17 protein-coding genes are annotated in these 19706 nt (G+C 69.3%); 9 read left to right on the forward strand and 8 right to left on the reverse strand.

The genetic code is table 11. The annotated features are described in order from the left end of the window. Positions 1-5: 5 nt before the first annotated feature. A complete protein-coding gene (gene purN / locus KCG34_RS00660) occupies positions 6-629 on the reverse strand; it encodes a phosphoribosylglycinamide formyltransferase (protein WP_211938491.1) in 624 nt (207 codons plus the stop codon). 8 nt (positions 630-637) lie between these two features. Continuing rightward, positions 638-1669 (reverse strand): phosphoribosylformylglycinamidine cyclo-ligase, encoded by a 1032-nt coding sequence (gene purM, locus KCG34_RS00665; RefSeq protein ID WP_211938492.1) that lies wholly within the window; start codon positions 1667-1669, stop codon positions 638-640. Positions 1670-1827: 158 nt separating this feature from the next. Between purM and rnd the strand changes: the two genes are divergently transcribed. The 3 genes from rnd (at position 1828) to KCG34_RS00680 (ending at position 5940) form a co-directional block, all read left to right on the forward strand. Continuing rightward, positions 1828-3003: a ribonuclease D gene (rnd, locus tag KCG34_RS00670; protein WP_211938493.1), complete on the forward strand. Its 1176-nt coding sequence runs from the start codon at positions 1828-1830 to the stop codon at positions 3001-3003. A 57-nt stretch (positions 3004-3060) separates the two neighbouring features. Next, positions 3061-4044: a hypothetical protein gene (locus KCG34_RS00675; protein WP_211938494.1), complete on the forward strand. Its 984-nt coding sequence runs from the start codon at positions 3061-3063 to the stop codon at positions 4042-4044. A 213-nt stretch (positions 4045-4257) separates the two neighbouring features. Beyond that, positions 4258-5940 (forward strand): ATP-binding protein, encoded by a 1683-nt coding sequence (locus KCG34_RS00680; RefSeq protein WP_211938495.1) that lies wholly within the window; start codon positions 4258-4260, stop codon positions 5938-5940. On the opposite strand, the gene KCG34_RS00685 is transcribed toward KCG34_RS00680, so the two are convergent. The 3 genes from KCG34_RS00685 to KCG34_RS00695 form a co-directional block, all read right to left on the reverse strand. Next, positions 5937-7430, reverse strand: coding sequence for a Ppx/GppA phosphatase family protein (locus tag KCG34_RS00685; RefSeq protein ID WP_211938496.1), 1494 nt, complete (start codon positions 7428-7430; stop codon positions 5937-5939). The two genes, KCG34_RS00680 and KCG34_RS00685, sit on opposite strands and share 4 nt — an antisense overlap. Continuing rightward, positions 7411-9624, reverse strand: coding sequence for an RNA degradosome polyphosphate kinase (locus tag KCG34_RS00690; protein ID WP_211938497.1), 2214 nt, complete (start codon positions 9622-9624; stop codon positions 7411-7413). Before KCG34_RS00690 ends, KCG34_RS00685 begins: the two co-directional genes overlap by 20 nt. A gap of 69 nt (positions 9625-9693) precedes the next feature. Beyond that, positions 9694-10377, reverse strand: a complete 684-nt coding sequence (locus KCG34_RS00695) for a P-loop NTPase family protein (RefSeq protein ID WP_211938498.1) — start codon at positions 10375-10377, stop codon at positions 9694-9696. A gap of 155 nt (positions 10378-10532) precedes the next feature. Between KCG34_RS00695 and KCG34_RS00700 the strand changes: the two genes are divergently transcribed. Beyond that, on the forward strand, positions 10533-12287 hold the full coding sequence (locus KCG34_RS00700; protein WP_211938499.1) for an ATP-binding protein: 1755 nt from the start codon (positions 10533-10535) through the stop codon (positions 12285-12287). Between the two features lie 3 nt (positions 12288-12290). After that, positions 12291-13064: a methyltransferase domain-containing protein gene (locus tag KCG34_RS00705; RefSeq protein ID WP_211938500.1), complete on the forward strand. Its 774-nt coding sequence runs from the start codon at positions 12291-12293 to the stop codon at positions 13062-13064. Between the two features lie 3 nt (positions 13065-13067). Here the strand turns inward: KCG34_RS00705 and KCG34_RS00710 are convergent, their stop codons facing one another. Then, complete coding sequence (locus KCG34_RS00710; protein WP_211938501.1) at positions 13068-14840, reverse strand: patatin-like phospholipase family protein; 1773 nt, start codon at positions 14838-14840, stop codon at positions 13068-13070. 36 nt (positions 14841-14876) lie between these two features. Next, the gene (locus KCG34_RS00715) at positions 14877-15380 is read right to left on the reverse strand and encodes a YbjN domain-containing protein (protein ID WP_211938502.1); all 504 of its coding nucleotides are present in this window, start codon (positions 15378-15380) and stop codon (positions 14877-14879) included. A 139-nt stretch (positions 15381-15519) separates the two neighbouring features. On the opposite strand from KCG34_RS00715, the gene KCG34_RS00720 reads away from it, so the two are divergent. From KCG34_RS00720 to KCG34_RS00735, 4 genes are all read left to right on the forward strand, one after another. Further along, positions 15520-16368 carry an enoyl-CoA hydratase-related protein gene (locus tag KCG34_RS00720; RefSeq protein WP_211938503.1) on the forward strand — a complete coding sequence of 283 codons (849 nt, stop codon included), beginning with the start codon at positions 15520-15522 and terminating at the stop codon, positions 16366-16368. Then, complete coding sequence (locus KCG34_RS00725) at positions 16368-16778, forward strand: DUF1489 family protein (RefSeq protein WP_211938504.1); 411 nt, start codon at positions 16368-16370, stop codon at positions 16776-16778. The genes KCG34_RS00720 and KCG34_RS00725 overlap by 1 nt, the downstream gene beginning before the upstream one ends. A 117-nt stretch (positions 16779-16895) precedes the next feature. Then, positions 16896-17729 (forward strand): division plane positioning ATPase MipZ, encoded by an 834-nt coding sequence (locus tag KCG34_RS00730; protein WP_211938505.1) that lies wholly within the window; start codon positions 16896-16898, stop codon positions 17727-17729. Between the two features lie 28 nt (positions 17730-17757). Further along, a complete protein-coding gene (locus KCG34_RS00735; RefSeq protein WP_211938506.1) occupies positions 17758-18180 on the forward strand; it encodes a J domain-containing protein in 423 nt (140 codons plus the stop codon). Between the two features lie 10 nt (positions 18181-18190). On the opposite strand, the gene KCG34_RS00740 is transcribed toward KCG34_RS00735, so the two are convergent. Next, the gene (locus tag KCG34_RS00740) at positions 18191-19522 is read right to left on the reverse strand and encodes a D-alanyl-D-alanine carboxypeptidase (protein ID WP_211938507.1); all 1332 of its coding nucleotides are present in this window, start codon (positions 19520-19522) and stop codon (positions 18191-18193) included. Positions 19523-19706: the final 184 nt, after the last annotated feature.

The following is a 19706-nucleotide window of genomic DNA, read 5'->3' on the forward strand; positions in this document are numbered from 1 at the left end:
CCGCCTCAGGCGAAGGGCGGGTTGGCCAGGGCCGCATCCGAAGCCGGCGCAGCGGCCTGGCCGGTCACGGCGGCCGCGAGGCAGACCGGATAGAGCCGGTGCTCTGCGGCCAGCACCCGCGCCGCCAGACGTTCCTCGTCGTCGCCTGGCAGCACCGGCACGGCGGCCTGGCCGATCAGGGGACCTTCGTCGACGCCGGGGGTCACCCAGTGCACGCTGCAGCCGTGCAGCTTCACACCGGCCTCCAACGCCCGCTGGTGGGTGTGCAGGCCGGGAAAGGCGGGCAGCAGCGCCGGGTGGACATTGATCATCCGCCCCGACCAGGCCGAGACCAGGAACGGGGTCAGGATGCGCATGTAGCCGGCCAGGGCCACGAACTCGACGCCGGCGGCCTTCAGGGCCGCGTCGATCGCCCGCTCGTGCGCCTCGCGGTCCTTGCCATAGGGCTTGTGGTCGATGGCGAGTGTGGGGACGCCCGCCTCCGCCCCCCGCTCCAGCCCCGGCGCTTCGGGGCGATTGGACAGGACCAGGGCGATCTCGGCCGGATAGTCCGGGGCCGCCGCCGCGCGGATCAGGGCCACGGCGTCGGTGCCGCGGCCCGAGATCAGAATGCCGACACGCTTGCGCATGGGGTGGCTTACGCGCCCGCCTTTTCCAGCTGGCCGCAGACGAAGGCGGTCTCGCCGGCCTCCATCAGCCCGGCCAGCACCGCCTCGGCATGGCGCGGCTTGACGATCAGCACGAAGCCCACGCCGCAGTTGAAGGTGCGGCGCAGTTCGTGGTCGGCGACGCCGCCCACCTGTTGCAGCCAGGCGAACACCGGGGGCAGGGGCCAGGCCTCCCAGTCGAAGCGCGGGACGAGGCCGTCGGCGATGCAGCGCGGCGGGTTTTCGATCAGGCCGCCGCCGGTGATGTGGGCGCCGGCCTCCACCAGGCCCTGCTTGATCAGGGGCAGGACGGATTTGATGTAGATGCGGGTCGGCGCCATCAGCGCCTCGCCCAGGGTCTTGCCGGCCTCGAACGGGGCGGGCGCGTCCCAGGCCAGGCCCGAACGCTCGACGATCTTGCGGACCAGAGAATAGCCGTTGGAGTGCGGGCCCGACGAGCCGACCCCGATCAGAAGATCGCCCGCCGCCTGGGTCTCAAGTCGCGGCAGCACCGCGTCGCGCTCCACCGCGCCGATGGAGAAGCCGGCCAGGTCGTAGTCGCCCTCGCTGTACATGCCGGGCATCTCGGCCGTCTCGCCGCCCACCAGGGCCGCGCCGGCCTGGCGGCAGCCTTCGGCGATGCCGGCCACCACGCGCCGCCCGATCTCCACCTCCAGCCGGCCGGTGGCGTAGTAGTCGAGGAACATCAGGGGCTCGGCGCCCTGGGCCAAGAGGTCGTTGACGCACATGGCCACCAGGTCGACGCCCACCGTGTCGTGATGCCCGCTCTCGATGGCGATCTTCAGCTTGGTGCCTACGCCGTCAGTGGTGGAGACGATCAGCGGGTCGGAAAAGCCCGCGGCCTTCAGGTCGAACAGGGCGCCGAATCCGCCCAGGGCCGCGTCGGCTCCGGGGCGGCGGGTCGACTTGGCCAGGGGCTTGATCGCTTCCACCAGGGCGGCGCCCGCATCGATGTCGACGCCGGCTTGGGCATAGGTCAGGCCATTGGGCCGATCGGTCATTTGAGACTACCTCAGGGCGCGGACCCGTCCGGGCCGCGCTTCGTTGAATTCCGCCAGCGTCTTAAGGTGCGTCTGCGGCGCAATAAAGAGCCCGGAAACCGATTTGCATCGCATGATGCGCTTGCCCAAACGACGTTGCGTCAGGCTATAGCTATCCGATGACACCAATCACGACCACAGCGCAATTGCAGGCCTTCTGCGACCGGATCGCCGGCGACCCTTTCATCGCCGTCGACACCGAATTCATGCGCGAGAGCACCTACTGGCCCAAGCTGTGCCTGGTCCAGGTCGCCGGGCCTTCGGACAGCGCGGTCATCGACCCCCTGGCGGACGACATGGACCTGGCGCCGCTGCTGGCGCTGCTGGGCGACCCGGGAATCGAGAAGGTGTTCCACGCCGCCCGGCAGGACGTGGAGATCTTCAACAACCTGGGGGTGATGCCCCGGCCGCTGTTCGACACCCAGATCGCCGGCATGGCCGCGGGCTTCGGCGAGCAGATCGCCTATGACGCCCTGGTGCGCCAGATGCTGAAGATCGAGCTGGACAAGTCGAGCCGCTTCACCGACTGGGCGCGCCGGCCGCTGAGCCAGGCCCAGCTGGACTATGCCCTGGCCGACGTCACCCACTTGGCGGCCCTCTATCCGACCCTGCGCGACCGGCTGGCGAGCTCTGGCCGCCTGGCCTGGGTGCAGGAGGAGATGGCCCAGGTCACCGACCCGGCCAACTACGACACCGACCCGGAGAACGCCTGGCGGCGGCTGAAGCCGCGCAAGCACTCGGCCAAGTACCTGGCGGTGTTCCGCGCCGTGGCCGCCTGGCGCGAGCGCACCGCCCAGACCCGCGACCAGCCGCGGGGCCGGATCATCAAGGACGAGGTGATCGACGAGATCGCCAACCAGGCGCCCACCGACGCCGACGGCCTGAACCGCCTGCGTTCGCTGCAGAAAGGCTTCGCCGGCTCCCGGTTCGGGCCGGAGCTGATCGAGGCGATCCGCACCGCGCTGAAGGATCCGGAGGGCTATGCCCCGCGGATCGAGCGCAATGGCGGGCCGCCCAATCCGGCCTCGGGCGCCATCGTCGAGTTGCTGAAAGTGCTGCTCAAGGCCCGGGCCGAGGAAGCGGGGGTGGCCTCCAAGCTGATCGCCACCGTGGCCGACCTGGAAAAGATCGCCAATGACGATCATGCCGACACCGGCGCCCTGCACGGCTGGCGGCGGGAGGCGTTCGGCGAGGACGCCCTGAAGCTGAAGCGCGGCGAACTGGCCCTGGTGCTGGATGGTACACGGGTCCGGGTGGTCGAGGTACGCCGCGCCCCGCGCGCGGCCGCCGACTGACCGCGGCGCTTTGCGCCCTATCGCCGCCGCGATCCCGGCCTAGGCTGTAGCTCAGACTTGGTCGGCGCGGAGGGCGTCCTGACAACGACAGCGCCGACACGCCGGCCAAATCCGGCCGCCTGGCTTCTGTGGGCGCCGGCGCTCGCGCTGTCGGCTGCGGCCTACCTGGCCTTGCTGGCAGTGGTGATCGACTTCATCGGCGTCGATGGCGCCGATCGGATTCCGGCGACGCTGGTGCGCCTGGCCTGGTCGGGCGCCGGTCTTGGCCTTGCGGTCATTTCACTGGTTTCGGCGGGTCTGTGGCTGACCCTGGCGGGCAGTCGCCTGCTCGGCGCGCGCATGAGCGGCCTAGTGCGGGTCTTTGCCCTGCTGTTCGCGTTCGCCGGCCTGGGCTCAGCGGGGCTCGAGCTGCGTGGGACCACGGTGGCGGCGGCCGGCGCGGCGACCGCGGCCAAATGGGCCTACAGCGTCCGCGCCGATCCTGCGCACAATCGGCTGGTGATCAAGGGACCGGTCGGGCGGCGGTTCGGGGCCGCGGTCCAGCAGGGCCTGGCGCAGCTGTCCGACCCGGTGCAGGTGGAAATCGACAGTCCCGGCGGGCTGCTGGACGAGGCCCTGCGCGCCGGCCGGGCTATCTCCGCGCGCCCGGGAGCCAGCGTGGTCGCCCGCCACTGGTGCGCCAGCGCCTGCCTGATCGTGCTGATGAGCGGCCAGCAGCGCCTGGCCGATCGCCATACTCAGCTCGGCTTTCATGCCGCGACGCCCCTGGCGCCGCCACAGGATGCGCTGTTCGCCTGGTCCTTCGCCCGGCAAAGGCGCGCCGCCGAGGCCTATCTGCTAGATCGCGGCGCGCCGGCGGACCTGGTGGCGCGGGCCGATCGCATCGGGCCGCGACGGGTGGTGACCCTCACCGCCGCCCAGGCCCTGGACCGCGGCGTCCTGACCGGGGTGCTGCCGGCCCCGGCCGCCGGTGGGCGCAGACCGCGACACAGCGACGCTAGGCCGGCTTCGTTCATTGTTCCTGATAGGTGGGCCGAATAGTCAGGACCCCGACTTGGTCCAGGCTCTGGGGAAACTCAACTGATCGGCGCGCGCTCCAGCACGATCGATGATACGCGATACGCGCCCGCCGGACAGAGCGGGGATCGATTCGACCTGGACAGTCTCTGGCTGCGCTTCCGCGATCCCGATATCGAGCGCGCCTTCACCCGCGAAATCTTCACCCAGTCGATCAAGTTCATCCGCGCCTATCTGATGGCGGGGCTGGGCCTGTATCTGGTGTTCGGCCTGCTGGACCTGACGGTGGGCGGGCGACTGACCAGCTATCTGCTGCTGATCCGCTTTGGGGCTGTCTGCCCGACCCTCCTGGCCGTCTTTGGCCTGAGCTTTCTGAGGGATTTCTTCCGCATCGGCCAAGCCGGCCTGTCCGTCGCCGTGCTGGCCACGGGCTTTGGCGTGGTGGTGATGACGGCGATCATGGATCCGCCGTTCAACAGCCTCTACTACGCGGGGATCATCATGGTGGTGATCTTCGGCGGCAGCATGATTCGACTGAAGTTCCGCTACAGCACCGCCATCGCCCTGTTCCTGGTCGGCAGCTATCAGGTGTCGGCGATCTGGATCAATCCGATCCCGCGTTCGATGCTGATCAGCAACAACTTCTTCCTGTCGATGGCGACTGCCGTCGGCCTGTTCTCCGGCTATTTCCAGGAACTCTACATCCGGCGCGCCTACGCCGGCCAGAAGGTGGTCGAGGAGGCGCGCCTGGCGGCGGACGCGGCCAACGAGGCCAAGAGCGCCTTTCTGGCCACCATGAGCCACGAGATCCGCACGCCCCTGAACGGGGTCCTGGGCATGGTCCAGGCCATGGCGCGCGAGCCCCTGCCGGAGCACCAGCGCGAGCGCCTGGGGGTGATCGGGGCCTCGGGCGAGATGCTGCTGGCGATCCTGAACGACATGCTGGACCTGTCCAAGATCGAGGCCGGGCGGCTGGAGCTGGAGGTGGTCGATTTCGACCTCGCCGCCCTGGTGAGCGAGGTCGCCGCAATTTTCGAGCCGCTGGCGGCCGGCAAGGGGGTGGCGTTCACGGTCGAGATCGCGCCCGACGCTACCGGCGCCTATCGTGGCGATCCCCTGCGCGTGCGGCAGATCGTGCACAACCTTGTCTCCAACGCGGTCAAGTTCACCGCCGACGGGACGGTCCAGGTGGAGCTCGGCGCCGAAGGCGGCGGCGTTCGCCTGGTGGTCAGCGACACCGGCATCGGCATCGCGCCGGAGCGGATCGAGCAGTTGTTCGACAAGTTCGTACAGGCGGATTCCTCGACTACGCGCCGCTATGGCGGCGCCGGGCTGGGCCTGGCCATCTGCCGCCAGCTATGTCTCCAGATGGGCGGCGAGATCCGCGCCCAGAGCGACCTCGGCCGCGGCAGCCGGTTCACTGTCTGGCTCCCGCTGGACGCGGTCGAGGCCGCAGCCCAGCCGCTGTTGGAGGCCGATGAGGCGGCGCTCCCGGGCCAGGGCGCCTCGCTGCGCATTCTGGCGGCCGAGGACAATCCGGTGAACCAGCTGGTGCTGAAGACCCTGCTGGGTCAGGCGGGGATCGAGCCTGTGCTGGTCGATGACGGCGCCGCGGCCGTGGCCGCCTGGTCCGGCGGGAGCTGGGACCTGATCCTGATGGACGCCCAGATGCCGGTGATGGACGGCCTGGCGGCCGCCCGCGAGATCCGCAGACGCGAAGCCGAGAGCGGCCGCGCGCCCACGCCCATCATCGCCCTGACCGCCAACGCCATGAGCCACCAGGTGGAGGCCTATCTGGCCGCCGGCATGGACAGCGTGGTGGCAAAGCCGATCCAGATCGCCGAGCTGTTCGAGGTCATCGCCGCCATTGCCGGTGGAGGCGAAGCCGGGGACTCCAAGTCCGAGAAGCTCGCGGTCTAGCGCCCCAGTCGCAAACCCAGGTCCAGGGCGTCGGCGAGTGTGCTGGCGCGCTTGGCGGTCTGTTCGCCCAGCAGCATGTCGGCCCAGCCTGCATCGGCGGTGAGCAGGATGATGTCTCCTTCTGCCGAGAGCTGCGAATGGCTGAGCAGCTTGGCGCTGCGGCCGGAGAGGTCGCAGCCCAGGCGCATGGCTGCGCCGAGGGCTCGGGCGCGCATGGCCCGCTCGGGGGTCAGGATGCGGGCGATAGCGTTGCGCTCAGGCGTGCCGGTGGCGGCGGTGTGGCGCGAGAACAGGGCTACGGCCAGGAAGGCGCGCTCGGGGTGGCTGAGGCCGGCGATCGGCGCGCGAAGCACCTGCTCGAACACCAGGTCGGCGCGGTGGTCCGGGTGCAGCCGCGCGCCGAGGTCGGCCATGCGGCAGGCCGCAGCGATCAGCACGGGGTCGCGGTCGCCGAACAGGGGCGGCAGGCCCTGGAACAGCGGCTTGAGCCAGGCCTCCAGGGCAGGGCCGAGGTCCTCGCCGAGACCGGCGCGGGCGCCCAGGGCCAGCGCCCCGGCGATCAGGGGGTCGTGGCTGCGCAGGGCGGGGTTCATGGCCTCGAACAGCAGGCCTTCGCGCACGCCATAGGCTGAGACGGCGATCGTCTCGATCTTCAGCCGCTCGATAAGTCCTTCCAGCACCACGGCGGCATAAGGGATGGTGTCCAGGCGCCGCTTGGACATGCCCTCGATCCGCTCCAGCGAACTGCGCGACTGCTGGGCGATGAAGCGCGCCGCCTCCAGGGCTTCGGCGCCGGTCATCTCGTACTGATGCACGATCTGCAGCGGATAGCCGGCGATCTGCATCTGCAGCAGGGCCAGGTTCCGCCAGCCGCCGCCGACGGCGTAGAGCACCGGGCAGGGGCCCTTGGCGGCCGATCGTTCCAGGATCCGGGCGACCTTGGCCCGGGTGCGCCCGGCGTCGAAGCCGTCCGGGCCGCGCAGGGCGAAGGGGCCGAGGGGCAGGGTCATGCCGCGGGCCGGAACCCCGGCGGCGATCGGGGTCAGTTCGAGGCTGGAGCCGCCCAGGTCGCCCACCAGGCCCTCCGCGTCCGGCGCGCCGGCCAGGACGCCCAGGGCGGCGAACCTTGCTTCCTCTTCTCCGGTCAGGACGCGCACGGAAAGCCCGGTCAGTTCCCTGACCTTGGCCACGAAGGCAGGGCCGTCGCTGGCTTCGCGCACGGCGGCGGTGGCGACCACCGAGATCGTCTCCGGCTGCGCGGCCTCGAGCACCGCCTTGAAGCGGCGCAGGGCGCCCAGGGCGGCCTCGACCCCGTCGCGAGCCAGGGCGCCGCTGTGAATCACCTCGCGGCCGAGCCCCGCCAGCACCTTTTCATTGAACACGGTCCAGATGGCCCGTCCGTCCAGGCGATAGATCACCAGGCGGATGGAGTTGGAGCCGATATCGATGACGGCGGCGTCGTGCTCGACCCTATCCTCGTGCGTCGACATGTTCGAAAGCGCGCGGCAAATCCTTCACCTTGTGACCCCGGCCGGACAGGCTCGGATTGGTCATGAAGTACTGGTGTGCGGAGAAGGCGGCCCGGTGGGTCCATCCCCGCGCCCGGCTATAGCCGCCTTTGCCATCCAGATACCAGCTTGCTGCGACATCGTTGATGTTGGCGACCATGATTTGTGACAACACCTGCTCGTGCACGGTGGGGTTTTCCACCGGAACGAGCGACTCGACGCGGCGATCCAGGTTCCGCGGCATCCAGTCCGCCGAGGAGATGAACACCCGCGCCGAGGGGCTGGGCATGTGCTCGCCGTTGGCGAAGGCGACAATGCGGGCGTGCTCGAGGAAGCGGCCGACGATGCTCTTGACCCGGATGTTGTCCGACAGCCCCGGAACCCCGGGGCGCAGGCAGCAGATGCCGCGCACCACCAGCTCGATGCGCACCCCGGCCTGGCTGGCGCGATAGAGGGCGTCGATCACCACCGGGTCCACCAGGGCGTTCAGCTTGGCCCAGATGGCGGCAGGCTTGCCGGCCTTGGCGTTCTCGGCCTCGACGGCGATCAGGCGCAGGAGTTCGGCCTTGAGGGTGACCGGAGAGAAGGACAGCTTGTCCAGCTTCTCCGGCATGGCGTAGCCGGTGATGAAGTTGAACAGCTTGCCGGAATCGCGGCCCAGCTGCGGGTCGCAGGTGAACAGCGAAAGGTCCGTATAGATCTTCGCCGTCTGCGGATGATAGTTGCCGGTGCCGAAGTGGCAGTAGGTTTTCAGAGCCTCACCCTCGCGCCGCACGACGATCGATAGCTTGGCGTGGGTCTTGTACTCGACGAAACCGTAGACCACGTGCACGCCCGCCCGTTCCAGGTCGCGGGCCCACTTCAGATTGGCCTCCTCGTCGAACCGGGCTTTGATTTCCACAAGGGCGGTGACGTTCTTGCCGTTGTCGGCGGCCTCGATCAGGGCGGCGACGATCGGGCTGTCCTTGGAGGTCCGATAAAGGGTCTGCTTGATCGCCAGCACGTTGGGGTCGCGGGCGGCCTGGCGCAGGAACTGGACCACCACGTCGAAGCTTTCGAATGGGTGGTGGACCAGGATGTCTTTTTCGCGAATGGCGGCGAAGCAGTCGCCGCCATGGTCGCGGATGCGCTCGGGGAAGCGGGGTTCGAACGACTTGAACTTCAGGTCCGGCCGGTCGGCGGGGATCAGTTCGCCCAGGCGCGCCAAATCCAGCATGCCGTCGATGATCACGATCTCGTCCGAGGCCGCGCGCAGGTTGGTGGCGATGAACGTGCGCAGTTCCTCGCTCATCAGGGATTCGAGCTCGACCCGCACGACCGAGCCCAGCCGCCGCTGCTTCAGCCGCGCCTCGAACTCGCGCACCAGGTCTTCGGCCTCTTCCTCGATTTCCACGTCGCTGTCGCGGATCAGGCGGAACACCCCGCTGGCCTCGACGTCGCAGCCGGGGAACAGGCTGTCGAGGAACAGGACCAGCAGGCCTTCCAGCGAGATGAAACGCCGGGTCGACTTGCGTCCGCGCCCTTGCGTCGCGGGGAGCTCCCAGAAGCGGCGCACCTGGGCCGGCACCGGCACCAGGGCGAACATCGAGCGGCCGTCCGCATGCCGGCGCAGCTTCAGCACCAGCGAGAAGGCCAGGTTGGGGATGAAGGGGAAGGGATGGGCCGGGTCGATCGCCAGCGGCGTCAGGACCGGAAACAGCTGGTTCTGGAAGGTGTCGGCCAGCCAGGCGCGCTCGATGGCGGTGACGTCGCCGGGATCGATCAGGCACAGGCCCTGTTCCTGCATCTCGGCGCGCAGGTCGCGCCAGCGGTGCTGCTGGGCGTCCATCAGCCGGGCGGCCAGGGCGTTGACCCGCTCCAGCTGCTCGGCCGGGGTCAGGCCGTCCTGGCTCAGCACCCGCACGCCTTCGCGCACCTGACCCTTCAGGCCGGCCACGCGGACCATGTAGAACTCGTCGAGGTTGTTGGCCGAGATCGACAGGAACCGAACGCGTTCCAGCAGCGGATGGCGGGGGTTCTCGCTCTCCTCGATCACGCGCTCATTGAAGGCCAGCCAGGACAGTTCACGGTTGAAGAAGCGCTCCGGGGCGTCCATCAACGCCTCGTCCAACGCCGGGCTCGAGGGCACCGGCGTCAAGGTATCCGGTATCGCAGCTTCGATGGCCGTATCGGTCATGGCGCTTACCCTGCTCGAACCCGGGAACTTGTCGCTTAAGGCGCCTCACGCCGCAAGCCTTCCTCAGCCCTATTCGAAAAGGTTCAAGGTTTCTGCATCGCTTTCGAGGATTTGGCGCGCCAGCGCGCGGCTGACCGGCTTTTGTTCGGCGTCCGCCAACTCGTCCAGGCGATCGACGATGCTTCGCGCATAGGGCACCGAGCGCTCGATTCGCTTGAGCAGGTAAGAGATCAACTCTTCTGACGGTTTGATATTCCGGTCACGGAACAGTTTTCGCAGCACCGCCTCGAGGATTTCGTCGTCCGGTTCCGGCAGCAGGGCCACATGCAGGGCGTTGAGCCGCGAGCGCAGGTCCGGCAACTCCGCTGGCCAGGTTGCGGGCGGGGTGCGGGCGGTCAGCAGAAGACTGCAGCCCTCGGTGTCCGCTCGGTTGATCAGATGGAACAACAGGTCGTCTGGCACGCCCTGGTCGGCGTTCTCGATCAGGACAGGACGTCCATCCTGCAAGTCCGACAGGTCCGGCGGGCGGTCGGCGCCGGCCACGAGAACCACGGCGTGTGCACGGCGAGCCCAACACCGCGCCAGGTGCGACTTGCCGGAGCCCGCGGGTCCGACCAAAGCGAGGCGCCCCGCATGCCAGTTCGGCCAGGCGTCCAGGGCCTGGACCGCAGCAGCGTTGCTCGGGGAGATGATGAAGTCTTCCCGCCGAAACGAGGGTTGGCGCCGAAGCTCTAAGCGAAGCTGGCGCGCCATGCGACTTTTCCACAGCAGGCGTTCACGGCTCAACTATACCCACCCCGGACGGTTACGTCGACGCAAACCAAACTTCGCCAACAGAAACCCTTGTCCCTGTGGGCTTTTCGCTTGGCTGGATTTGGCCTTGGCCGGCGATGCGGCTAAGGGATGGCATGTCTGCGCCCCTGGCTTCGTCTCAACCCTCCCGGCTGGCCGATGCGTGGATGCTGTGGGCCGCATCGCTGGTGGTCACCCTGATCGTCGGCGTCCAGTTCCTCCGGCATGACCAGGCGATGCTCCGCACCCTGGGAGACACCGACGACGCCATGCGCCTCGTGCGCGTGCGGACCCTGCTGGCGGGGCAGGGCTGGTGGGACCAGTGGATCGGGCGCCTGCAGCCGCCGCAGGGGACCATCATGCATTGGTCGCGGCTCCTGGACGGGGGCCTCGCAGCGACCGTCCGGGCGGTCGAAGTGGTGCTGCCGCCGGACCGGGCGGAACTCTGGACGCGGACCTTCTGGCCCCTGGCCTGGATCCTGCCGGCCGCGGCGGCCAGCCTGTCGATCGCGCATCGGATCGCGGGGCGGGCGGGACTGTTCGCCGGAGCCCTGGTGCTGGTCGCCGACCCGTGGGCCTTCATCCAGTTCCAGCCGGGGCGAATCGATCATCACAATGTGCAGATCGCCTTGACCCTGGCCGCCGCAGCCCTGGCGCTGGGCGCGGAGCGCGGGGCCTGGCGCGGCGCGGCCGCAGGGTTCGCCTCAGCCCTGTGCCTGGCGATCGGCATCGAGGCCCTGGCCTTCCACGCCTTCATCGGCGCGGGGCTTGCGGTCGGGCTGGTCCTGGGCGATCGGCGCGCGCCGGCCGCCAGGGCCTATGGCTTCAGCCTCGCCGGCGGCGCGTTTGGCCTGTTCCTGATCCAGACGCCGCCCTCCCGGTGGCCGGTCTCGGCGTGCGACGCCCTGGGCGCGAACCTTGTCGCCGGCCTGGTCGCCGCAGGCCTGGGCCTCGGCTTGGTCAGCCTTATGAAGGTCGGCGCCCGGACGAGGCTGCTCGGCGTCGCCGTGGCGGGGCTTGTCACGGCGATCGTCTATCTGGCGCTCGATCCGGCCTGCATCCATGGCCCCATGGCGGCTGTGGATCCGCGCCTGAGGCCGTTCTGGTTCGACCGGATCGAGGAGCTGCAGCCCTGGACGATCCTGATCCGGACCGATCCTGCGGCGGCGGTTCGCGTGCTGTGCATAGCCGCCTCGACGGCGCTTGCGGCTGCAATCTTGGTCTGGCGAAAGCGGCTCGATCTCGGCCTCGCGACCCTCCTGGCCTGCGCGGGGCTCGCCGTGGCGGCGACCCTGGCTGTGTTGCGTCAGGAGGACTACGCCTTCGCCTTCGGCCTGCCCCTGGTCGCCGCCGCGGCCGCCAGCCTCACCTCCGGCCGCAACCCTCTGCTTCTGGCGACCGTCAGCCTCGCCCTGTCGCCGGCCGCGAGCATGGCGGCGGCCGAGCGGCTGTGGCCTGTGCGCGCGTCGCCGTCACCGAACGAGCGCTGCTACGAGGTCGCCGCCTATCAGCGCCTGGCGGCCCAGCCCGAGGGACTGGTGCTGGCCGACATCAACCTGGGTCCCTTCATCCTGGCGCAAACGCCTCATTCGGCCCTGGCCGCGCCCTATCATCGGATGACCTGGGGCGTCCTGGCCGCCCACTACGCCCTCGGCGCGCCGCCCGGCGAGGCCGAAGCCCAGGTGCGCGCGCTCGGGGTTCGCTATATCGTCGAATGCGGCGCCTTGATCCGCGTCGGGCCGGGCAGTTTCGAGACGACCCTGCGCCGTGGCCCGCCGCCGCCCTGGCTTCGGCCTTTGAGCGAGCCGGGCGAGGCGCTGCAGATCTATGCGGTCGAGCCCCTGGCTCAGCATCCGCCCAAGGAGCGATGAGGCATGCCGAGTTGGGATCCGGATCAATACGAGCGCTACAAGGCCTATCGCGACCGGCCGGCGCTGGATCTTCTGCTGCAGATCCCGACCGACCTTGCGCCCAAGACCATCTGGGACCTGGGCTGCGGCCCCGGCGAGCAGGCCGCCCTGCTGGCCCGACGCCATCCGGCCGCCCGGGTCTTCGGCCTCGACTCCAGTTCCGAAATGCTGGCGGTGGCCCGGCGGCGGGCCGAGCCGGTGACCTGGGTGCAGGCCGACATCGATCGCTTCGCCCCGGATCGTCCGGCGGACCTGATCTTCACCAACGCTGCGCTGCAGTGGGTCGGCGGCCACGCGGCCCTGTTCCCGCGGCTGGCCTCGCATCTCGCGCCCGGCGGGGTGTTCGCCTGCCAGATGCCGTTGTCGTTCCACGAGGCCTGGCACCTGGTGCTGCGGGATATCGCCGCCGAGCCGGCCTGGTCGGCGAAGCTCGCGGGCGTACGGGGGACGACACCCGTCGCCGGGGCCAGCGACTATTTCGACTGGCTGAGCTCGATCTGCGGAGAGATCGACATCTGGTCGACCACCTATCTGCATGTGCTGGACGGCGACGATCCGGTGGTGGAGTGGATGCGCGGGACCGGGCTTAGGCCCTATCTCGACGCCGTGCCGGATCCCGAGGAGCAGGCCGCCTTCCTGGACGCCTATCGGGCCCGCCTGGCCGAATTCTTCCCGCCCCGCGCCGACGGCCTGACCCTGTTCCCATTCCCGCGGCTTTTCATCGTCGCGCGGCGCTGAGCCCTACATGGCCACGGCGGCCTCGGCCAACTCCTCGAGGCTGGCCCTGCGGCGCAACTCGGTGACCGGGCGTGTCAAGGTGGCCAGGGCGCTCTGCATCGCGGCCTCGCCGGCGGCCGCGGCCTCGTCATAGGCCTCCCAGTCGCGGATCTCGACCGTTTCCATCTTGGGCAGGACCAGAAGGTCGGTAGCCTCGCGGCTGGCGACGATCTCGCGGCCGGTGGAGACCGTGGCCGTGCGCAGCAGAAGCGAGACGATCGGCGGGCCCTTGCGCCACTGGCCGGACAGAAACCAGCGCCAGACCGAACTCGGGCGCGCCACCTCGTCGGCGGTAATGTTTCGGCCACGGGTGACGTCGACCCCCACCACGGGGCCCAGGTGCAGGCCACGCATCACGTCGGTGGGGAAGTTCTTCATCACCGCCCCGTCGACCAAGACGTTGTTGTCCTGCACCGCCGGCGGCAACAACCCCGGAATGGCGATCGAGGCCCGAAGCGCCTCGCGCAGCAGCCCCCGGCGGTGGGTCTGGAACGAACCCGAGGTCAGGTTCGAGGAGATGCAGAAGAAGGGCAGCCACAGGTCCGAGATCTGTTGCTCGCCGAAGTGCTCCTTGAGCCGCGCCCCGACCACCTCGCCCAGGGTCATGGCGATCAGGGGCAAGGCGATGTCGGCCAGGGGGTTGGTTTCGACGAAGGCCTTGCGTAGGCGCCAGTCGATCTCCTCGTCATCCCAGCCCATCGCCACCGCCGCCCCGACGACGGCGCCCATGGACGAGCCGCCGATGAAGTCGATCGGGCAGCCGACTTTGCGCAGCTCGCGGATCGCGCCGACGTGGGCATAGGCGCGGGCGCCGCCGCCCGACAGCACAAGCCCTACGGAGCGGCCGGCCAGCAGGCGGGCGATACGGTCGATATCGGCGCCCGAGCCGCTGCGGATATGGAACAGGCGCGCGGGCCGCACCGCCTCCATCCAGGCTTCGCTGCCGACGGGCCGATCCACGCCCCGGGGTTGGACCAGGATCAGGTCGAGCAGGAACTGCTTTTCCAGGGCGGGCGAGGCGAAATAGTCCAGGGTGGATGGAGGGGGCTTGTCGCCGCGGGCGATGCGGAACAGCCGGTCGACCTGGCGGCCGACGATCTGCTTCCAGGCGATCTGGTCGGCCTCTGCGGAATAGAGCACGAAGTCGTGTACGCCCTCGACGTTGGAGAACCATTCGGTGGGCGCGTGCTGGCCCTCCTCGCCGATCGTGGTCACCGAATAGCCGAACGCCTCGATGGCCGTGGCCAGCTTCTCGACCAGGTCGCGCACCTTGACCATCCGATCGACGCCGACGAACCCGAATACGCTGGGATCGCCGGTGGAGGCCCGGCCGGCGGTCTGGCGGGCCCGGCGGATCATCAGCCGGGCCAGCTCGATCATCACCACCGGATCGCGTTCGGCGGCGGCGAAGAACACCGCGCGGGGCATGGCCAGGATCTCGCTGTCGCGCAGGGCGACGACCCTGGCCGAGTGCTGCGAGCCGGCGATCATGGCCATTTCGCCGGCCGGCTCGCCCGGGCGGATCACGCCCAGGAAGCGTGGCTCGTGGCCCTCCTCCTGGCGGAAGGCGGCCAGGCGCCCGGCGCGCACGAAGAACAGCTGGTCGGCGGGTTCGCCCGCTTCGCACAGGATCGCGCCGCCGGGCAGGGAGAACCAGGTGATCTCGGGCTCGAGCCGGCTGTCGTTGAACAGCCGGGCCAGGGCCGATTCGGCGATGTTGTCAGGGATCTTGACCATCGATCCGCGCCGCGGCCGGCTATTTTTCCCGCGCGATCAGCGCGCCGCGCCTTGCGGCCAGATCGCGCGGCTGGCCAGGGCGCCGACCGCGAAATAGCCGTTCAGCTCGGCGCGCAGGTTCTCTTCGCTGACCCCGCCGTCGAGCATGAAGTAGCGCGAGCCGCGGATGGTCCCGTCGGGCTCGGCCATGAACTTGCCGAGGGCGTAGTCGTGGTTCAGCTGGTTGGCCAGGGCGGTGCGGTCGGGCTTGCCGGCGGCGTCATAGGTGATGGCGCCTTCGATGCTGTGGCAGACCACGGGGATCGGCGGATTGGCGGCGTCGCAGCCCTTGGCGAACAGGCCGACGCTGAGGCCCTCGCGGGTGCGTCCGGTCACGGCCGGGCGGCCGCCCAGCTCGCCCACATGGATTTCGCTCACGCCCAGCGACTGCAGCACATTGACCAGTTGGCCCGAGTCCCAGCGGCTGATCATGGCCGGCTGGGCCACGGCGGGAGAGGCGAGAGTGGTGGCGGCCAGCAGGGCGAGAATCACGCGGGTCATGGAAAGGTCCTTAAAGCTTCGCCCGGCGGAACCTCGCAGACCGCTTGCCTTGGGGCAAGTCATAGGGGCCGCCGGGCTTGCGGTCGGCGGCGGGCGGGAGAATATGGCCACAAGTTCCCGCGTGCTTCGAAGGACCGCCATGACCAATCCCATCAGCGACCCCCTGGTCGAGAACGTCATCAGCGAGGAGGTCACGAATGCGCCGGTGACGCTGGAGGCCACGCCCGATGGCGTCGCCACCGTGACCCTTAACCGCCCGCATCGGCGCAACGCCTTCGACGCCCCGACCATCCTGGCCCTGACCGAGATTTTCGAGACTCTGCAGGGCGCCGAGGGGGTTCGGGTGGTGTTCCTGCGCGGCTCGGGCGGCTCGTTCAGCGCGGGCGCCGACCTCGACTGGATGCGCATGGCGGCGGACTGGAGCGAGGACGACAACCGCGACGACGCCATGGCCCTGGCGCATATGCTGAAGGCGCTGGACATCATCCCAATGCTGACCGTGGCCCTGGTCGAGGGTTCGGCCTTTGGCGGCGGGGTGGGGCTGGTCGCCGCCTGTGACATGGCCATCGCGACGCAGGACGCCCGCTTCGCCTTTTCCGAGGTCAAGCTGGGCCTGACCCCAGCGACTATCAGCCCCTATGTGGTGCGCGCCGTCGGGGCCCGGGCGGCGACGGGCCTGTTCGCCACCGGCTCGGTGTTCGGCGCCGACAAGGCCTTGGCGCTCGGACTCGTTAGCGAGGTGGTGGCTGACGCCGCAGCCCTTGACGCGGTCAAGGCGCGGCTCTCCAGCGACATCATGGCCTGCGCTCCCGGCGCGATGACCGACGCCAAGCAGCTCGTGCGGGACGTGGCCGGGCGCGAGATCGACCGCGCCCTAATGGATGAAACCGCACGCCGCATCGCCCGCGCCCGGGTCAGCGAGGAAGGCAAGGAGGGCGTCGCCGCGTTCCTCGGCAAGCGCAAGCCAGCCTGGGACGGTCGCGCCTAGTGACGCTGCACCTGATCAAGCTGTGCGTCGGGGCCGACAGCGTCGAGGAGCTGCGCGCCTGGCGCGAGCGGCGCAAGGCCGAGGGCCATCGCCCGATCGTGCCGACTCGCCAGACCCCAAAACGGGCGGCCGACATCCTGGAGGGCGGTTCGCTCTACTGGGTGATCAAGGGCCAGGTGCTGGTGCGCCAGAAGATCCTGGCCATAGACACCCTGGAATCGGGAACCCAGCCCTGCCGCATCCTTCTGGACGAGCCGCTGATCCTGACCGCGCCCCAGCCGCGGCGGGCCTTTCAGGGCTGGCGCTATTTCGAGGCCAAGGATGCGCCGCCGGACCTGGCCAACGACGCTACGGCCGAGGCCATGCCGCAAGAGCTGGCCGCGCGGCTTCGAGAAATCGGCGCCTGGTAGGCGCCTGCGACGCAGAACCACGTTCTTAGTCCCCAGCTTGCTGGAGTACGCCTCATTGCGGGAATCAGCGCCGCGGTGTCTGGTTAACCGCCTGTTAACGGTTTGCGGGAGCGCCAGATGGCCCAGTCGCGGGTGATCGTGATCGGCAATGAAAAGGGCGGGGCAGGCAAGTCCACCATCGCCATCCATGTAGCGGCGGCTCTGCTGCATGGCGGCGCCACGGTGTCTGTGATCGACCTCGACCTGCGCCAGCAGTCCATGGGCCACTTCTTCGCCAACCGCAGAGCCTGGGCCAAGTCGGCCGATGCGGCCCTGCCCATGCCTACCGAGCACCCGCTGGCCGATGACCCGGTCAAGCTGGCGGCCGCAGACGGGGCCGAGGCGGTGGCGCGGTTCGATGCGGCGCTGAGCGAAGCCATGCTGGCCTCGGACTTCGTGCTGATCGACACCCCCGGGGGCGACACGCCCCTGTCGCGGGCGGCGCACGGCCAGGCCGACATGATCGTCACGCCGATGAACGACAGCTTCGTCGACTTCGACCTTCTGGGGGCGGTGGATCCGGTGACGCTCGATCTGAAGCGGCCGAGCATCTATTCCGAGACCGTATGGGAAGCGCGCAAGATCAAGGCCGCCAAGCGGGGTACGACCATCGACTGGGTCGTGCTGCGCAACCGCCTGGCCACCACCGAGGCCCGCAATCGCCGGAGGCTGGAGGAGCGGATGACCGCGCTGGCGCGTCGGGTCGGCTTCCGCATGGGGCCGGGTCTGCGCGACCGGGTGATCTATCGCGAGCTGTTCCCGTTCGGCCTGACCGTGGCCGACCTGTCTCCGACCGTGCGCCCGGTGCCGGTGGCCCTGAGCCACGTCGCCGCTCGCCAGGAGCTTCGCGCGATCCTGCAGGCCCTGGGCCTCTCGTCGGACGCCGCGGAACTGGAGCTGGCCGCGTCCTGAACTTGTCGCTCGCCCGAGGGCCCGTCCCATGGGCTACCTGATCGCCGCCGGCCTGGTCGTCGCCCTGCTGTACACGGCGGCGGGCCGGCGCGTGGCGCGGCGCTACGCGCATTGGCGCAGCGCCAGCGCCATAGCGGCGGTGGGTCTGTTCGCCGCGGGAGGCTTCGAGGCCATGCGCGGCGGCCTGGTCGTGGCCATCATCCTGGCCCTGCTCGGCATTGGCATGACCGCATCGGCCCGCTGGCCGCGGCAGGCCATCGCAATGGAGCCGCAGGGCGGCATGAGCCGCGATCAGGCGCGCTCGATCCTGGGAGTCGGGGAAGCCGCCGGGCCGGCCGAAATTCGCGCCGCCTATGCGCGGCTGATCCAGCGTGTGCATCCGGACAAGGGCGGGGCGCCGGGCCTGGCGGCCCAGCTGAACCTCGCGCGGGATGTGCTGTTGAAGGGCTGAGGCTTGCGCTTCAGCTTTCCGGCGGCATGGCCAAGCACGCCTGGCGGTGGGTGCGCATCAGATGGCAGGCTTCCTTGGCCGAAGCGGCGGAGAAACCTGTGAATCGGACATTATAGGCGTGGCGGCCGGCCTCGGAGACCGAGCCGTGGGCGCCGTCGACGGCCTCGCCATAGCGGCGCTGGATCGTCGCCAACTGGGCCTGGGCCTGGCTCTTCAGTTTGTAGGAGCCGACCTGGACCCGCCATTCGCCATGGCCGCGGCGGGTGCGGTGTTCGCTATCCTCTTCGGCCTTGATGCGGATCAGGCGCGCCTGGGCCGGGGAGGCGGGGATGCGGGCCTCTGCGGTCTGCACCGCCGGCTTCTTCGCCGGGGTTTCGGCGGCGCGCAGGCTGGCCACTTCGCTGTCGGTCAGCACAACCTTTGCGGCGGCCTCAGTGGCCTCTGGCGCCGAGCCCGGCTCGAAGATGTTCTGCGCCACGGCGATCCTCTCGCCGGCGTCGCGGCGATGCATGACGCTGAAGCCGGTGTCGAGCAGGTTCTCGACCTGATGGTTTCGACCGGACGAGCTTGAGCCGCCCAGCACCACCACGATCAGGCGGTGGTTGTCGCGCACCGCCGAGGCGGCGAGGTTGAAGCCCGAGGCGTTGGTGAAGCCGGTCTTGATCCCGTCCACCCCTGGCATGTCGTTCAGCAGGTGGTTGGTGTTGACCATCGTGCGGCCGTGGTAGCTGAACGACTTGAGGCTGAAGTAGCCATAGTACTGCGGATAGTCGCGCATCATGGCGCGGGCGAGGATGGCCAGGTCATGGGCGGAGGTCACCTGGCGCGCGTCCGGCAGGCCGCAGGCGCTGACATAGTGGGTGTTGGTCATGCCCAGTTCCTGCGCGCGCAGGGTCATCAGGGCGGTGAACTTGGCCTCGCTGCCGCCGAGCTTTTCAGCCAGGGCCACAGCCATGTCGTTGGCCGAGTGCACGGTCATGGCGCGGATGGCCTCGTCGACAGTGACCGAGCCGCCGGCGGGCACGCCAAGCTTGGTCGGCGACATGCTGGCCGCGTGGGCCGAGACGTAGACCGGATCGTCCAGCTTCAGCCGGCCGTTCGAGAGCGCCTCGAAGGCCAGGTAGAGGGTCATGACCTTGGTGATCGATGCGGGGTAACGCCGGGCGTCGGCGTTATGGGCGTAAAGCACCTCGCCGTTGCTCGCATCCATGACGATCGCCGCGTATTTGGACTCGGTCACTCCGGCGGGAGTCGCGTGGGCCAGCGAGGGCAGGGCGACGCCTGAGAGGGCGGCGAGACCCAGGCCGAAAGCGGCGAACAGGCTGCGGGCGGGCTGATACATACGCTTAGGCTCGTCCATGACCGGCGACAGCGTCGCCCATTGATATGATTAACATGCTTCTAATTCCCTTTCCTGCCGGTAAACGCCCATGCAGGCAAGCGATCGAAGGCGCGTGGGAGACAGTGACCGAAATTCGCGTCACAGGCTATTGTGCAGTGCACAAAAAATCTTGACGCGCCGCAAC

This window comes from Phenylobacterium montanum (genome assembly GCF_018135625.1).
Classification (GTDB): domain Bacteria; phylum Pseudomonadota; class Alphaproteobacteria; order Caulobacterales; family Caulobacteraceae; genus Poindextera; species Poindextera montana.

Excerpts from the sequence above, each read along its gene's own strand:
- purN (WP_211938491.1), bottom strand. The coding sequence starts at position 629 with ATGCGCAAGCGTGTCGGCATTCTGATCTCGGGCCGCGGCACCGACGCC.
- purM (WP_211938492.1), bottom strand. The coding sequence starts at position 1,669 with ATGACCGATCGGCCCAATGGCCTGACCTATGCCCAAGCCGGCGTCGAC.
- rnd (WP_211938493.1), top strand. The coding sequence starts at position 1,828 with ATGACACCAATCACGACCACAGCGCAATTGCAGGCCTTCTGCGACCGG.
- KCG34_RS00680 (WP_211938495.1), top strand. The coding sequence starts at position 4,258 with ATGGCGGGGCTGGGCCTGTATCTGGTGTTCGGCCTGCTGGACCTGACG.
- KCG34_RS00685 (WP_211938496.1), bottom strand. The coding sequence starts at position 7,430 with ATGTCGACGCACGAGGATAGGGTCGAGCACGACGCCGCCGTCATCGAT.
- KCG34_RS00690 (WP_211938497.1), bottom strand. The coding sequence starts at position 9,624 with ATGACCGATACGGCCATCGAAGCTGCGATACCGGATACCTTGACGCCG.
- KCG34_RS00695 (WP_211938498.1), bottom strand. The coding sequence starts at position 10,377 with ATGGCGCGCCAGCTTCGCTTAGAGCTTCGGCGCCAACCCTCGTTTCGG.
- KCG34_RS00700 (WP_211938499.1), top strand. The coding sequence starts at position 10,533 with ATGTCTGCGCCCCTGGCTTCGTCTCAACCCTCCCGGCTGGCCGATGCG.
- KCG34_RS00705 (WP_211938500.1), top strand. The coding sequence starts at position 12,291 with ATGCCGAGTTGGGATCCGGATCAATACGAGCGCTACAAGGCCTATCGC.
- KCG34_RS00710 (WP_211938501.1), bottom strand. The coding sequence starts at position 14,840 with ATGGTCAAGATCCCTGACAACATCGCCGAATCGGCCCTGGCCCGGCTG.
- KCG34_RS00715 (WP_211938502.1), bottom strand. The coding sequence starts at position 15,380 with ATGACCCGCGTGATTCTCGCCCTGCTGGCCGCCACCACTCTCGCCTCT.
- KCG34_RS00720 (WP_211938503.1), top strand. The coding sequence starts at position 15,520 with ATGACCAATCCCATCAGCGACCCCCTGGTCGAGAACGTCATCAGCGAG.
- KCG34_RS00730 (WP_211938505.1), top strand. The coding sequence starts at position 16,896 with ATGGCCCAGTCGCGGGTGATCGTGATCGGCAATGAAAAGGGCGGGGCA.
- KCG34_RS00735 (WP_211938506.1), top strand. The coding sequence starts at position 17,758 with ATGGGCTACCTGATCGCCGCCGGCCTGGTCGTCGCCCTGCTGTACACG.
- KCG34_RS00740 (WP_211938507.1), bottom strand. The coding sequence starts at position 19,522 with ATGTATCAGCCCGCCCGCAGCCTGTTCGCCGCTTTCGGCCTGGGTCTC.